This is a genomic window from Rhodopseudomonas palustris HaA2, from assembly GCF_000013365.1.
Taxonomy (GTDB): domain Bacteria; phylum Pseudomonadota; class Alphaproteobacteria; order Rhizobiales; family Xanthobacteraceae; genus Rhodopseudomonas; species Rhodopseudomonas palustris_J.
On the sequence record NC_007778.1, the window covers coordinates 2,827,579 to 2,841,583 of the forward strand.

Here is a 14,005-nt window from a genome sequence, read left to right on the forward strand (position 1 = left end):
AATCTCAATCCAGCAATCTGCGGAGTCTGTGAGCGATGTCTTTGTCGAGCATGACGGGGTTTGCGCGCAGCCACGGCAGCAGCGGCCCGTATTCGTTTGAATGGGAATTGAAGTCCGTCAACGCCAAGGGCTTCGATTTCCGGCTGCGCATTCCGCAGGGGTGGGACGATATCGAGGCCGGCGTGCGCAAGCGTGCGGCCGAAGCGCTGTCCCGTGGCACGGTCTACGCCAACCTCACGGTCAAGCGTGCCGATGCGGCATCGACCGTGCGCATCAACGAGGATGTGCTGAACTCGGTCTTGAGGATCGCGACCGAACTCGCGGGCAGGGTCGATGCGGTGGCGCCGAGCATCGACGGTCTGATGTCGATCAAGGGCGTGATCGAACTGTTCGAGCCGGAGGCAGACGAGGCCGAGGAAAAAGCCGCCCGCGGCGCAGTCGAGGCTGCGTTCACGCAGGCACTCGGCAGCCTGATCGAAATGCGCCAGCGTGAAGGCGCGAGCCTCGGCGGTGTGCTGTCGCAGCGGCTCGACGAGATCGAAACTTTGGCGAAGAAGGCGGAGGCCGCGCCCGGTCGCAAGCCGGAGGCTATCAAGGCCCGGCTCGCCGAACAGGTCGCGGCGCTGCTGGAGACGTCGGAGCGTTTCGATCAGGATCGGCTGCATCAGGAAGCCATCATGATGGCGACCAAGGCCGACATTCGCGAAGAACTCGACCGCATCGCTTCCCACGTCGCACAGGCCCGCGAGATGCTGGGCGCGGGCGGCGCCGTCGGCCGTCGGCTCGACTTCCTGTCGCAGGAATTCAATCGCGAGGTGAACACCTGCTGCTCCAAGTCGATCGATCTCGAACTGACCAACACCGGCCTTGCGATGAAGAACGTGGTCGAGCAGTTCCGCGAGCAAGTGCAGAATCTGGAGTGAGGATGAAGGACGGGGCGGCAGGCAGCCTGAACGGCATCGAGCGGCGCGGATTGATGTTCGTGCTGTCGTCGCCGTCGGGCGCCGGCAAGACGACGCTCTCGCGTATGCTGGTCGACGAGGCGCCGGGATTGCGGATGTCGGTGTCGGCGACGACCCGGCCGAAGCGGCCGGGCGAAGTCGACGGCCGTGACTACTACTTCGTCGATCGGCCGAAATTCGACGCCATGGTCGAGGCCGGCGAGTTTCTCGAATGGGCCAACGTTTTCGACAATTGTTACGGCACGCCGCGCGCGCCGGTCGAAGCGGCGCTCTCGGCCGGCAACGACGTGCTGTTCGACATCGACTGGCAGGGCACCCAACAGTTGCGCAGCCGGGCGTCGAACGACGTCGTCAGCGTCTTCATCCTTCCGCCGTCAGTTCAGGACCTCGAGCATCGGCTCCACACGCGGGCGCAGGATTCCGACGAGGTGATCCGCGGGCGGATGAAAAAGGCCGGCGACGAGATGAGCCATTTCGACGCCTACGACTACATCGTCGTCAACGACAACATCGGCGTCGCCTTCGAGTCCGTCAAAGCGATCCTGCGCGCGGAACAGCTCAAGCGCGAGCGGCAGATCGGGATCGACGCCTTCGTGCGGGAGATGCGGCGCGAACTCGAAAAATAGCGGGCCGGCAGCGCCGCCACTCTCGTGCAGGCTCGCTCAGGCCGCCGGACGCTTCTGCGCGCGCGCCAGCAACTCTTCGATCTCATTGGTGCTCTGTACTTCGGCTTGGCGCTGGCGCGCGGCTCTGATCCAGGCCGGCGGCTCGGCGGGCTGCGTCGGCGGCGACGGATCGACGTCCAGTTCGGCGTGGCCCGGGGCGACGTCATCGGCCGCGGCCGCCGGCCGCGGTACGTCGCGCCAGATGTCCGGCCTGCCGTTGGGATCGCGGCGCACCATCGGCTCACGTCTGCTGAATTTCACGATGCCGCCCACGATCAGGCCGGCGAGGGCGAGCGCGGCGAGCAGCGCCGCGATCAGCATGGTGGCCGATCCCGCCGAGAACGCAGCCGCCGGCACCGTGCTCTTGGCGGCCGCGGTCTGGGCGGCACTGCGCAGTTTGCTCGCCGCGTCCGGGGCCGTCGAAGCAGCGTCGCTCACGGCTGCGTCGGACCAGCGCTGCGCGATCGGCGAAGCCTGCGTCGCTGCGGGTGGCTGATCGGTCACGGCGGGAAGCGGAGCGGGAAAGGCGGAAGCCTGGTCCGGCGCGGCGACCTCGCGGAGCGGGGCGGGCTCCGGCGGCGCATCGAATTCGGCGCGCGCGTTGGCGATCGCGGAATGCAGCGGAACGGTCGTCGTTCGCACCGGCTTCGGTATGGTCTTCGCCGCGGGGACGGTCGCGGCATCGCCCGATGCGGTTTCTGTTCGGCTGGCCGGCGCCGCGCGGGCGGAGTCGTCGGATGCGGGGCTGGCCGCAGCGGTCTCGGCCGGCGCCGCGGATTTGTCACCGGCGGCGCGCGTGTACCAGCAGTTGCGCTTGTTGGCGTGATCGGTGCGGTAGAACCAACGGCTGCCCGCCGGCGCCGGCCCCTTGGGTCCGGAAAGACATTCGCCGGCCGGAGCGGCGCTGCCCGGAGGCGCGGCGAGGGCGCCGGTCGCAGCCAGGGTCAGCCCGGCGGCACAGAGGACGTTCGTGGTGAGTTTACGCATGGCATCCCCCGATCGTGATGCGGTAACCGATCCTTAACGGAGGGTGTTGTCGTCATCAAATGGGGTCGCAATAAGCCGCAATTCCGGTGCGGTTGGGACAAGAATCGGGCCTGCATTGCGGGTGAAACGGGAACCCGCAACGCAGTTCCGTGGGCGCGTCGGAAGCGCGATTAGTTCGTCAGCATGATGCGGCCGACCACCTTGCCGGCGCGCAACTGATCGATCCACTTCTGCACGTCCGTCATCGGTTCTTCTTTCATCGGCGTCGGCTTGATCTTGCCGGCGCGCGCCAGCGCCAGCAGTTCCTTGGTCTCCTCGAGGGTCCCGACCATGAAGCCTTCGATCGTCATGCGCTTGTAGATCCACTGCACCATCGGCAGGCTGAACTGACCGCCCATCAGCCCGGAGACGACGATCTTGCCGCCGCGCGCGACAGTGCCGACGGCGAAGTTCATCGACTTGTCGTTGCCGGCGAAATCCACGATGCAGTCGAAACCGCCGTCGTTCTCCTTGACGATGCGCTTGATCACGTCGGGCTCGGACGGATCGTAGGCGGTCGTGGCGCCGTTCTGCAGAGCGGCTTCGCGCGCTGCAGGGCTGAGATCGGCGACCGAGATCGGCTGCTTGAACATCGTCTGCGCCAGCGACAGGCCCATCATGCCGACGCCACCGAGACCGATCAGCAGGATGTTGCGCTGGCGCGGCTGATCGACCAGCCGCTTCAGCGCGCCGTAGGCGGTGATACCGGAGCACATCAGCGTCGCCGCGACATTGGTCGGCAGCGGATCGTAGTCGAGCAGATATTTCGCGTCGGGTACCAGCACGTGCGTGGCGAAGCCGCCGTCGATCGCGACGCCGAGGAAGCGGTTCTTGGTGCACAGGTTCTCGTCACCGGCGAGGCAATCGCGGCACTTGCCGCAGCCGATCCAGGGAAACACCGCCTTCTTCTTGCCGATCAGTTCGGCCGGTGCATCGGGGCCGACCTCGTCGACGATGCCGGCGATCTCGTGGCCGAGCGTGAAGGGCAGCGTCATGCCGCGCGTGGTGTCGAGCTTCTTGCCGCCGCCGAGATCGGCGTAGCCGTCCTGGATGTGGAGATCGGAATGACACAACCCGCAGCGTTCGATCCGGACCAGCACTTCGCGGCCTTGCGGCTTCGGCGTGTCGATAATGGTCTCGCACAGCGGGGCGTCGAATTTCACCAGCGATTGGCGACGCATCTGCGTCATGTCGGTCTCTCCCTTAGGGTGTGTTTTTTGTATCTCGTATATCGATCAATTCGTTCGCCATGGCAACAAAGCCGGAAACCGGGACGGTCTCGGCGCGGCGTGTCGGGTCGATCCCGGCCGCCGCAGCCAGCCGCGCCGGGTCGACGCCGAGCGCCTTGAGGCTTTGCCGCAGCATCTTGCGGCGCTGGCCGAAGGCGGCGGCGGCGACCTGCTCCAGCGCCGCGCGGTTGCATGGTTCGGGCGCGGAGCGCGGGACCAGGCGGACGACGGAGGAGGTCACCTTCGGCTGCGGCACGAAGGCGGAGGGCGCGATGTCGAACAGCATCCCGGTGTCGCACCGCCAGTTCGACAGCACCGCGAGCCGGCCATAGGCGTCGTCGTCCTCGCAGGCGACGATGCGTTGCGCCACTTCGCGCTGAAACATCAGCACCATCATGTCGTACCAGGGGGGCCACGGCTCGGCGCAGAGCCAGCCGATCAGGAGCGGCGTGGCGATGTTGTAGGGCAGGTTGGCGACGATCCTGGCGCGTGCTCCGCCGAGCAAAGGCCGGGGGTCGAACTCCATGGCGTCGGCGCAGACGATCTCCAGCCGTCCCGGATAGTGCGCCGCGATTTCCTCGAGTGCGCCGAGGGCGCGTTCGTCGCGTTCGATCGCGATCACGCGCCTCGCGCCGGTGGCGAGCAGCGCGCGGGTCAATCCGCCGGGGCCGGGGCCGATCTCGACCACGGTCACGTCGTCCAGCGGGCCGGCGGCGCGCGCGATCCGGGCGGTGAGATTGAGGTCGAGCAGAAAATTCTGGCCGAGCGATTTTCGCGCGGCGAGATCGTGACGCTTGATGACGTCGCGCAGCGGCGGCAGGCCGTCGATCGCACTCATGGCGAAGGCGCCGCAGCCATCCGGGCCGCGAGCTTCAGCGCGGCGATCAGGCTCGACGGATCGGCGCGTCCGGTGCCGGCGATGTCGAATGCCGTGCCGTGGTCGGGCGAGGTGCGGATGAAAGGGAGACCGAGAGTGACGTTGACGCCTTCGTCGAAGGCGATGGTCTTGATCGGGATCAGGGCCTGATCGTGATACATGCAGATCGCGCAGTCGTAGCGCTTGCGCGCGGCGGCATGAAACATCGTGTCGGCAGGCAGCGGACCGCGGGCGTCGATCCCTTCGCGGCGCAGGATCTCCACCGCCGGCGCGACGATATTGCGATCTTCGCTGCCGAGCGCGCCGTCTTCGCCGGCGTGCGGATTGAGGCCGGCGACCGCGAGCCGCGGCGCGGCAATGCCGAGGCGGCGTCGCAGATCTTGCACCACGATGCGTGCGGTCGAAACGATCAGCTCGGTCGTGAGCTGCGCGATCGCGTCGCGCAGCGAAACATGGATCGTGACCGGCACGACGGCGAGGCTCGGACACCACAGCATCATCACCGGCTGCGGCACGACGCCATCGCTGCGCGCCAGTTCGGCGAGGAATTCGGTGTGGCCGGGATGTGCAAAGCCGGCCTGATACAAAACGCTTTTGGCGATCGGATTGGTGACCACCGCGGCCGCGCGGCCCGCGCCGACATCGTCCACCGCCCGACGGATCGACGCGATCGCAGCGGTGGCGCTGGTGGCGTTGGGTCTTCCCGGCTCGGCAGTCGCGGGATGTCCAGTCGCCACGACGGGCAGGGCGGTCGCAAAGGTATCGGCAGCGTCCTCGACACACACATCAGCGATCGGGATGTCGACGCCCAACAGCTGCGCGCGTCGCGCCACGCAGTCGCGGTCGCCGAGCAGGTAAAACGGCGGAAGATCGACCGCGTCGCGGCGCATCCACGCCGCGATCGTGATATCGGGGCCGATGCCCGCGGGCTCGCCGAGCGACAACGCTAGTGGTCTGGTCATTTTTTGTCCGCCGCCGATTGCGGCCCGTACCGGGCGACTTCGCGCGGCGCCTGTGCCGAGGTCCTAGCGATACTCGATCATCGCGGCATTGCGCGACTCGCGCAAATAGTCCTTCGACTTGGCCTGAAATTTTTCCGCATACATCTTCTCGCGGATTTCGCGCTTCATCGGCGTGTCGGCGGTGGTGGGCTTGCGCGAGCACAGCGCGACCATCTCGACCCCTTGCTTGGTTGCTTCCGGCGCAGTCATCTGGCCGACCGGGGTCTTGTCCAGAATCTCGCGCAGCGCCGGCGGCAGGTCCGCCGACGTCTTGACGACCGTCGCGCGGATCGCCGCGTTCGGCAATGCCTTGAAGATACGATCGGCGTCCGCGCAGCTCTGGACGCGGCTCCGCAGCGCTTCTGCTTCCTTGCGCCGCGCTTCCACCGCGCCCGCGCCGGAGCCGCGCGACACGATCAGCACCACCGGTCGCATCTGATATTCGAAGCTTTCGGTCGTGGACTTGTCGTCGCCGCCCTTTGCGGCGAGCTGCGCCTGGATGTCCTTTTCGCCGACCAGCAAGCTGTCCTTGAAGCGGCCGCGCACCAGGCTGGTCCAGACCATCTCGGCCTTGATCTTGGACTTCAATGTGCCCGGACGAATGCCCTGGGCCGCGAGCATCTTCACCATCTGATCGGGCGACATCCGCATCCGCGAACTCATGCTCGCGAACGACGAGTCGATGTCCGAATCGCTCGGGTTGACGCCGAATTTCTTGCCTTCCCTGATTTTGACTTTCTCGTCGATCAGTTCGTCGAGAACCTGTTGACGCGTCCGGGACTGGTTCGACAGTTTGTCGAGTTTGGAGCGCTGCTCAATGTCGAAATTGGTGATCGGCTCGCCATTGACCATCACGGCGACGGATTGCGCCCGGGCGAGTCCGATACCGCTCCACGATGCGACCGCGCAGCACAGCGCCGCAGCGAAAATACGAAAGGAGAACTTGGTCGTCATGGGTCGCAGATGCCTCCCAGCCGATGTGATTGATCAGAAACGGGGGCTGCCCGTATGTGTTTCGGCGCTATTGGCCGAAAACGCCGCTCGACGCGCCCGAAACGCTCTGTTGCATCGCGCCCATGCCGATGGTCCGAAGTCCGATCTGCAGCATGACCGAATGATTCAGCGTCGGCGTCGTTCCGTAGTTGGCGTACGAATAGCCGGTGACATAGTTCACGGCCATCACGAAACAGTCGTCCACGTAGCCGGCACCAACAATATATTGATTGATGCGGTTTGCCTCAAGGTCCCAGCGGGCGCCACCCGAGACGACCCAATTCGACGCCACCTTGATGGAACCGGTGGTGAGGATGCCCTGACGTCGCGTCAGAAATCCGAGGTCCGGTTGCGCCGCGTAGTTCCCGTAGATCACGCTGACGGACCAGCGATTGAACGACGCGCTGGCTTCGGCCTCGAAGCGGTTGACGTCGAGCGTCGCCTCGTCGAGTCGCGCACGTGTGGTGAACTTGTAGGTCGAATTCGGCGAATATGAGACCCGGCCGACATAGTCGGAACGGGCTGTCGCGAGCCCCGAATCGAGACCGGTATTGGTGGTGTCCCTCACCGCGTAGGAGTTCTGCCCAAACAACTGATAGGACTGGCCGAACAGCACGTTGATCGCGCCACCGCGATCGAATTGCGTGGTCGCCTGGACGCCGACATTGGCGCGGCCGCCGCCTTCGACGCGATCGTAGCCGGAGAATTTGTCGACGCTGAACAGATTGCTGGTGTCGAACACCATGCTCTGCGCGTCCTCGTTCGGCAGTTTGCCCGCGTAGGTTTCGTTCGGACGAACGATGACCTGCGCGATCGGTTCGATCGTCGTGGTGCCCCAGGGCTGCACGTTGATGAAGGGGTAGCGATATTCGAGACCGATGGTCGGCATCACCCGGAACGCCTGGGTGTCTCCGACAGGGAGATAGTTCGACACGCCGGGCTGATTCGAGACCGAGGAATCGATCGCGTCCATGCGGATCGATGCGAATGGGGTCCAGATCTGGCCGTAGGGGTCGGTGAACGACCGGCGCCATTGCGCCTCGGCCGTTGCACGCGTGTAGGTGCCCGGAATGCCGCGCAACAGGCAGCTCGACGGCATGCGCGCAGCCGGATCGGCCGATGTGTTCAGACAAAGGCTCGTCGTATTCGCGATCGTCGTGATCGGGTCGAACTGCGCCGTCTGGCGGGAGAGGCTGGTGAAGTTGGTCTTGAAGCTGACTTCGCCGCCGAAGATGTTGCGATCCAGAGTCTTCGAATAGTCCAGCACCGGGTGGATGACCGGAATCTGGCCCTGAATGTCAGCCGATGCCCAGCCGAGATAGTGAATCGCCCGCAAATCGAAATAGGAGCGGTTGCCGACGCCGCTCAGATAGATCTGCGAGGTCGCTTCGGTGCTCTGGTTGAGGAAGCTGCCCCAACTGTCGCGATACTGCGCGAGCCTGTAGTCGAGGAAGAACGCACGGTCGGACAGCAACACGCCTTCCCAGCCGAACACCCATTTGTCGTTCAGCGCGAATTCGCCTTTGGTGTCGACGCCGCCACGCAACGAGCGATTGCCCGGCGCGCTTCCGAACGCCGCGGGGTCGGACTGGCTGATGCCATAGGCGCGGATCTGATAGGCGCCGTCCATCAATCGCTGCCGGAACTCGCCTTGCATCAGCACGCCCTGCTTGGTCGTGATCCGGGGCGTCAGCGTGACGTCGTAATCCGGTGCGAGCGCCCAATAGAACGGGATTTCGAAGCCCATCCCGAAGGTCGTGTTGGTGGTGTAGAACGGCATCAGGAAGCCGGTCTTACGCTTCACCGTCGGATCGGGCGTCGAGAAATACGGCAGATAGGCCATCGGAACGCCGAAGAATTCGAGCTGGGCGTTCTCGAAATACAGCATTTTGTCGACTTGATCGTGGATGATCCGGGCGCCCTTGACCTGCCACAGCGGCGGCTTCTTCGGATCGTCCCGGCACGGCGCGCAGGCGGTGTACACGCCGTTCTGAAACACGTTGTAGTCGCCGTCGGTGCGATCGGCGCGCGACGCTGCGATACGGGTGTCTTCGGCGGTGTCGACGCGCAGCGAATCGACGAAACCGTCGCGGTAGTCGTCGCTCAGATCGAGCATATTGGCGTAGGTGATCTTGCCCGTCGCGTCCGTCATTCGGACGTTGCCTTCGGCGCGCAGACGCTTGGTGTTCTGGTCGTAGACCAGGCGGTCGGCTTCGACACTGGTTCCGTTGAAGAACATCTGGACGTTGCCGACGGCGGACACCCGCTGGTTGTTGTAGTCGTAGTTGACCTCTGTCGCCTGGACGAGCATCTGCCCGTCCGTCCCCGTCTGGGGCGGACGCGGCCGGGCCGGGCGCGGATTATAGGTGTAGCTCTGCGCTTCCGCCGACGAGATCGACGCGAGGTCGGCCGCGCCTGCCAGCAGCAGGGCAGCCAACGGAATCGCACAACTGGCCATGAGGGAGCGCTTGCTGCGCACGATGGTGCGGCGCGGCAAGGCGAACAGCTCGTCTCGGAGGGCGGCGATCATGGCCACTACCCGTCCTCCTGGTACAGCAAAGCCAAAAAACCAGCGAGGCCGCCCACACAGACGGGCAACCACGCTGCAGCAAGCGGATGCATCAACTCAGCCTTGCTCAAATCCTCAGTCACTTTCGACAGGATATAGAGCAGAAAGCCTGCCCCCACGCCACTCAAAACCATCTTTTGCACGCCGCCGAAACGGAAGAATCGCAAGCTGACAGAAGCAGCTAGCATCACCATCGCGGCCAGCAAAAACGGCTTTGCCAGCAGCTTGTGATACTGCAAACGATACCCCGCCGTCGCGAACCCGGAGCTCTCCGAGGCTTTGATGTAGGACGGGAGTTGCCAAAAAGACACACTTTCGGGCGTGGCGAAGCTGTTCCGAACCTGCGCGAGCGTCAGCGCGGTTGGCAGCCGCAGGGTCGCCTGCTCCTCCGGTGCGGAATCGAGGGTGTATTTTCGAACGTCTTTCAACAGCCAGTAGCCGGGTTCGAGCACCGCCTCGCGGGCCTCGATTCGGTCCTTGAACTGAAAATCGGGCTCGAACCGGAACACGCTAATTCCGCTCAGCACCGCTCCCTGCTGCTGGCTCCGCGCGGCATTGATGATCGACTGCCCCTCGGGACTGACCTGATTCATCCAGAACCCGTTGGCATCCTGCAAACTGCCCGAGCCCTGGCCGAACAGTTCGGCCTCCATCTGCTTGGCGCGTTCCTGCATATAGGCCGACATCGGGTTGAAGACCGCGCTGGCGAACACGCCGAGCGCGAGCGCGCTCCACAGTGCCGGGGCGATGAACTGCCAGGCCGACAGCCCAGCCGCTCGCGCGATCACGAGCTCGAGTCGACGCGACAGGGCGAGGTAGCAGGTCATGCCGCCGATCAGGATGCAGAACGGCAGCAGCCGTTCGAGCAACTGCGGCACCCGAAAGAACGAGGCCTGGGCGATCACGAAGGCCGACACGGAGAGACCGCCGGCGCGACGCAACAGATCGATATAGTCGACGAACACCAGCAACACGAACAGGCCGAAGAACACGCCGAGAGCCGACGAGACGAACCGGGCAGCGAAATAGCGTCCGAGCGTGTTCAAGACCATGGCGGGCACCGCATCACGCCGGCATCGGCCGCCGGACCAGCCGGCTGAGCGAAGCGGTGAGGGCGTTGAACGCGTCGACCAAAAGGGTCGGCGGTTCGATCACCACGTTGCGCCGGATCAGCCAGACGCTGGCGGCAATTGCAACGGCGAGCAGCAGATATTGCAGGCCGGCGATATAAGGCGTGTGGTTGGCGACCACCGACAGCGCAAATCCCGCGAGCCTGACGACGAACGCGCACAGAACAGCGCCGATCATCGAGAAGTTTCGACTCTGGCGCGTGGTTCGCGGCATGCCCAAGAACGCGAACGTGACCGCTGCGAAGAAGAACGGATAGATCGGCGCCAGCAGGCGATCGTGCATCTCCGAGCGGAATTGGGTCGGCAATTGTGCCAGCAGAGGATCCTTCGGATCCGGCCAGATCAATTCCCACAGGTAATGCTCGCGAATTCCATAGGCGACGTCGCGGGCTCGCGAGAATTTCGACATATCGAAGGCGTAGCGGCTGAAGGCGACCAGCGTCGGCTCCTGCTTTCCGCCCTGAAACCGCTCCAAATGGCCGTCCTCGAGCACGAGGAAGGAGCCATCCTTGTTCTTCAGCACCGTGCCGTGGTCGGCGATGATGCTGACGCGATCGGCGGGATCGCGGCGGTCATCGATGAACACACCGACGAGAAGCCCGCCCGCCTGCCGCTCGCGAACGCGGATCGTCAGATTTTGCTCGAGCTGCGCGAAGCGGCCCGGCTGCAGCACGTTGGCAAGCACGTCGGCGGTGATCTCGGCGTCCCACCGGGCGATGCGGCGCAACCCGTCCGGCGCGATATAAGAGCCGATCAGAGTGACGAGTGCAGCGACGAAGATCGTGGCATAGACGAACGGCCGAAACAGTCGCAGCGGTGACAGGCCGGCGGCGTTCATCACGATGATTTCGGAGTCGGTGGCGAGTCGGTTCAGCGTATGCGCCACCGCGATCATCAGCGCGATCGGGGCGATCACCAGGATCAGGACGGGCACCGCAAGGCCGGTCAGGCCGAGGAAGGTCACGATGGTCTGGCCCTGGCTGGTCATCAAATCGATGCCACGCAAAGCCTGGGTGATCCAGATCACGCCGGTGAGGCTGGCCATGACGACCGCGAACGACGTCAGAGTCGTGCGGAAAATATAGCTATCGATGGAGCCCATCGGCCGGCGAAATCCCCTGCGCCCAATTCGATCCCCGCCAGGATTCGATCCGAATCCTCCCCAGGCGGCGATCGTGCGGGCTGTCCCACGATCGCATTACCATCTGTCTGATCTGTCAACAAAATGGCTGACCGGCGGCGGCTTCCGGATATGGTTAATGTTGCCCGAGTGTACCCCGCTCGCCACGGTAGGGGGTCGTGAGAGGTGTTTTTGTACCGCTTATAAGTCCAGGGGAGATTGGGATCCGGCGAGCCGCCGGGACATATCGTCGATGCGTTCCACGGCGCCGGGATGCGGCGATCGCGATGCCGGCTTGACTTGACGACGCAGGGCACCAAAACAACAGGTTGCACCGCCTGCCGGATTCCGTCACTGCCCGACAGCCCCATTTGGAGGAATGCCCATGCCCGACGCCGTCAAGGTCGGCTTCGTCCCGTTTTCCGTTGCCGCGCGCGGCACGCTCGTTGTGCTTTGCGACGACGCGCTGAAATTCGGCCCGGCGACCAGCAAGGCGCTGGGGGTCGCGGTCAGCACGGTCAAACGGGCGGTGGCGGCGAGCCAGTTCAAGGGCAAGTCGGGCTCTGCGCTCGACCTGTTGGCGCCCGAGGGCCTCAAGGTCGGACGGCTGGTCGTGATCGGGACCGGGAAGGCGGCAGCACTCAAGGACTACGACGTCCTCAAGCTCGGCGGCGCAATTGCGGGCAAGATCGGGGCAGGCGACACGGCCGTCACCGTGATCGCCGAGCTGCCGGGCGGCGCGATGAAGCCCGAGCAGGCCGCGGCGATCGCCTCCGGCATCCTGCTCCGGGCCTACAAGTTCGATCGCTACAAGACCAAGAAGAAGGACGATGACGCGAATGCGCTGAACGCCAACGTGTCGATCGCTGTTGCGGACGCCGCCGCGGCGAAGAAGGCATTCGCGCCCGACAGTGCCGTCGTCGACGGTGTGATCCTGGCGCGCGAACTCGTCAACGAGCCGCCGAACGTGCTGTATCCGGAAGAATTCGCCAAGCGCGCGGCGCAGCTGAAGAAGCTCGGCGTCGACATCCAGATCCTCGACGTCAAGGCGATGACGCAACTCAAGATGGGCGCGCTGCTCGGGGTGTCGCAGGGCTCGGCGCATCCGGGCCGCACCGTGATCATGCGCTGGAACGGCGGCAAGCGCGGCGAACAGCCGGTCGCCTTCGTCGGCAAGGGCGTGTGCTTCGACACCGGCGGCATCTCGATCAAGCCGTCGGCCAGCATGGAAGACATGAAGGGCGACATGGGCGGCGCTGCCTGCGTCGTCGGCCTGATGCACGCGCTCGCCGCGCGCAAGGCCAAGGTCAATGTGATCGGCGCCATCGGTCTGGTGGAGAACATGCCGGACGGCAACGCGCAGCGCCCTGGCGATATCGTGACCTCGATGTCGGGCCAGACCATCGAGATCATCAACACCGACGCCGAGGGCCGTCTCGTGCTCGCCGACGTGCTCTGGTACGTGGCGCAGAAGCACAAGCCGAAATTCATGGTCGACCTCGCCACGCTGACCGGCGCCATCATGGTCGCGCTCGGCACCGATCACGCCGGCCTGTTCTCGAACAACGACGAACTCGCCGAACGGCTGACTGCGGTCGGTGTTTCGACCGGCGAGAAGGTGTGGCGGATGCCGCTCGGTCCGGAATACGACAAGCAGATCGACTCGCAATTCGCCGACATGAAGAACACCGGTTCGCGCAACGGCGGCTCGATCACCGCGGCGCAGTTCCTGCAGCGCTTCGTCGACAATACGCCCTGGGCGCATCTCGACATCGCCGGCACGGCGATGGGCGCACCGAAGAACGACATCAACCAGAGCTGGGGTTCGGGCTACGGCGTGCGGCTCTTGAACGCGCTCGTCGCGGAGTACTACGAAGCCAAGAAGTAATCCGATCCGATGCGATGACCGAGGTCCTGTTCTATCACCTGCAGGGACGGACGATCGAGCAGGTGCTGCCGCCGTTGCTCGAGAAGTCGCTGGCGCGCGGCTGGCGGGTGGTGGTGCAGGCCGGCTCGGAGGAGCGCGCCGATACGCTCGACGCGCATCTGTGGACCTATCGTGACGATTCGTTTCTGCCGCACGCGACCTGGCGCGTGGCCGACGCGATGCATCAGCCTATCGTGCTGACAGCCGAAGAGAGCAATCCGAACGCCGCCACCGTTCGGTTTCTGCTCGACAATGCGGCGTTGCCGGCCGACGCGGAAGGCTACGAGCGGATGGTGTTGCTGTTCGACGGCGACGATGAAGACGCCGTCGGCATGGCGCGCGATATGTGGAAACAGAGCAAGTCGCGTGGCTTCGAGGTGACCTATTGGCAGGCCGATGCCGCCGGCCGATGGCAAAAGCGGGAATAGCTGGGCGACGCCGTTAAGGTTATTCTGGTATCCTTGCAACTGCGCGGAGCCGGTCACGGTCGTGCCGTAAATCGATGT

12 protein-coding genes are annotated in these 14,005 nt (G+C 64.8%); 4 read left to right on the forward strand and 8 right to left on the reverse strand.

Translation table 11 applies throughout. The features are described 5' to 3' along the window. Window positions 1-35 precede the first annotated feature (35 nt). Both RPB_RS12440 and gmk read left to right on the forward strand, forming a co-directional pair. Complete coding sequence (locus tag RPB_RS12440) at window positions 36-923, forward strand: YicC/YloC family endoribonuclease (protein WP_011441361.1); 888 nt, start codon at window positions 36-38, stop codon at window positions 921-923. 2 nt (window positions 924-925) lie between these two features. Beyond that, window positions 926-1,588 carry a guanylate kinase gene (gmk, locus tag RPB_RS12445; RefSeq protein ID WP_011441362.1) on the forward strand — a complete coding sequence of 221 codons (663 nt, stop codon included), beginning with the start codon at window positions 926-928 and terminating at the stop codon, window positions 1,586-1,588. Window positions 1,589-1,624: 36 nt separating this feature from the next. Here gmk and RPB_RS12450 read toward each other — a convergent pair whose 3' ends face one another. The 8 genes from RPB_RS12450 to lptF all read right to left on the reverse strand — a co-directional run bounded on the left by RPB_RS12450 (window position 1,625) and on the right by lptF (window position 11,554). Continuing rightward, window positions 1,625-2,614 (reverse strand): hypothetical protein, encoded by a 990-nt coding sequence (locus RPB_RS12450; protein WP_011441363.1) that lies wholly within the window; start codon window positions 2,612-2,614, stop codon window positions 1,625-1,627. Window positions 2,615-2,784: 170 nt separating this feature from the next. After that, window positions 2,785-3,843 (reverse strand): alcohol dehydrogenase, encoded by a 1,059-nt coding sequence (locus tag RPB_RS12455; protein ID WP_011441364.1) that lies wholly within the window; start codon window positions 3,841-3,843, stop codon window positions 2,785-2,787. A gap of 13 nt (window positions 3,844-3,856) precedes the next feature. After that, entirely contained in the window at window positions 3,857-4,720 is an 864-nt protein-coding gene (gene rsmA / locus RPB_RS12460) for a 16S rRNA (adenine(1518)-N(6)/adenine(1519)-N(6))-dimethyltransferase RsmA (RefSeq protein WP_011441365.1), read from the reverse strand. After that, the gene (gene pdxA, locus RPB_RS12465) at window positions 4,717-5,721 is read right to left on the reverse strand and encodes a 4-hydroxythreonine-4-phosphate dehydrogenase PdxA (protein WP_011441366.1); all 1,005 of its coding nucleotides are present in this window, start codon (window positions 5,719-5,721) and stop codon (window positions 4,717-4,719) included. The genes rsmA and pdxA overlap by 4 nt, the downstream gene beginning before the upstream one ends. Window positions 5,722-5,784: 63 nt before the next feature. Beyond that, a complete protein-coding gene (locus tag RPB_RS12470; RefSeq protein ID WP_011441367.1) occupies window positions 5,785-6,714 on the reverse strand; it encodes a peptidylprolyl isomerase in 930 nt (309 codons plus the stop codon). 67 nt (window positions 6,715-6,781) lie between these two features. Further along, window positions 6,782-9,283, reverse strand: a complete 2,502-nt coding sequence (locus RPB_RS12475; protein ID WP_011441368.1) for an LPS-assembly protein LptD — start codon at window positions 9,281-9,283, stop codon at window positions 6,782-6,784. Window positions 9,284-9,288: 5 nt separating this feature from the next. Beyond that, window positions 9,289-10,374: an LPS export ABC transporter permease LptG gene (lptG, locus tag RPB_RS12480; RefSeq protein ID WP_011441369.1), complete on the reverse strand. Its 1,086-nt coding sequence runs from the start codon at window positions 10,372-10,374 to the stop codon at window positions 9,289-9,291. Between the two features lie 13 nt (window positions 10,375-10,387). Further along, window positions 10,388-11,554: an LPS export ABC transporter permease LptF gene (lptF, locus tag RPB_RS12485; RefSeq protein WP_011441370.1), complete on the reverse strand. Its 1,167-nt coding sequence runs from the start codon at window positions 11,552-11,554 to the stop codon at window positions 10,388-10,390. A gap of 403 nt (window positions 11,555-11,957) precedes the next feature. On the opposite strand from lptF, the gene RPB_RS12490 reads away from it, so the two are divergent. Then, window positions 11,958-13,460, forward strand: coding sequence for a leucyl aminopeptidase (locus tag RPB_RS12490; protein ID WP_011441371.1), 1,503 nt, complete (start codon window positions 11,958-11,960; stop codon window positions 13,458-13,460). A 14-nt stretch (window positions 13,461-13,474) separates the two neighbouring features. Next, entirely contained in the window at window positions 13,475-13,927 is a 453-nt protein-coding gene (locus RPB_RS12495) for a DNA polymerase III subunit chi (RefSeq protein WP_011441372.1), read from the forward strand. Window positions 13,928-14,005: the final 78 nt, after the last annotated feature.

Bases quoted from the DNA above. Each gene is read 5' to 3' on its own strand.
- RPB_RS12440 (WP_011441361.1), top strand. From the start codon at position 36: ATGTCTTTGTCGAGCATGACGGGGTTTGCGCGCAGCCACGGCAGCAGC.
- gmk (WP_011441362.1), top strand. From the start codon at position 926: ATGAAGGACGGGGCGGCAGGCAGCCTGAACGGCATCGAGCGGCGCGGA.
- RPB_RS12450 (WP_011441363.1), bottom strand. From the start codon at position 2,614: ATGCGTAAACTCACCACGAACGTCCTCTGTGCCGCCGGGCTGACCCTG.
- RPB_RS12455 (WP_011441364.1), bottom strand. From the start codon at position 3,843: ATGACGCAGATGCGTCGCCAATCGCTGGTGAAATTCGACGCCCCGCTG.
- rsmA (WP_011441365.1), bottom strand. From the start codon at position 4,720: ATGAGTGCGATCGACGGCCTGCCGCCGCTGCGCGACGTCATCAAGCGT.
- pdxA (WP_011441366.1), bottom strand. From the start codon at position 5,721: ATGACCAGACCACTAGCGTTGTCGCTCGGCGAGCCCGCGGGCATCGGC.
- RPB_RS12470 (WP_011441367.1), bottom strand. From the start codon at position 6,714: ATGACGACCAAGTTCTCCTTTCGTATTTTCGCTGCGGCGCTGTGCTGC.
- RPB_RS12475 (WP_011441368.1), bottom strand. From the start codon at position 9,283: ATGATCGCCGCCCTCCGAGACGAGCTGTTCGCCTTGCCGCGCCGCACC.
- lptG (WP_011441369.1), bottom strand. From the start codon at position 10,374: ATGGTCTTGAACACGCTCGGACGCTATTTCGCTGCCCGGTTCGTCTCG.
- lptF (WP_011441370.1), bottom strand. From the start codon at position 11,554: ATGGGCTCCATCGATAGCTATATTTTCCGCACGACTCTGACGTCGTTC.
- RPB_RS12490 (WP_011441371.1), top strand. From the start codon at position 11,958: ATGCCCGACGCCGTCAAGGTCGGCTTCGTCCCGTTTTCCGTTGCCGCG.
- RPB_RS12495 (WP_011441372.1), top strand. From the start codon at position 13,475: ATGACCGAGGTCCTGTTCTATCACCTGCAGGGACGGACGATCGAGCAG.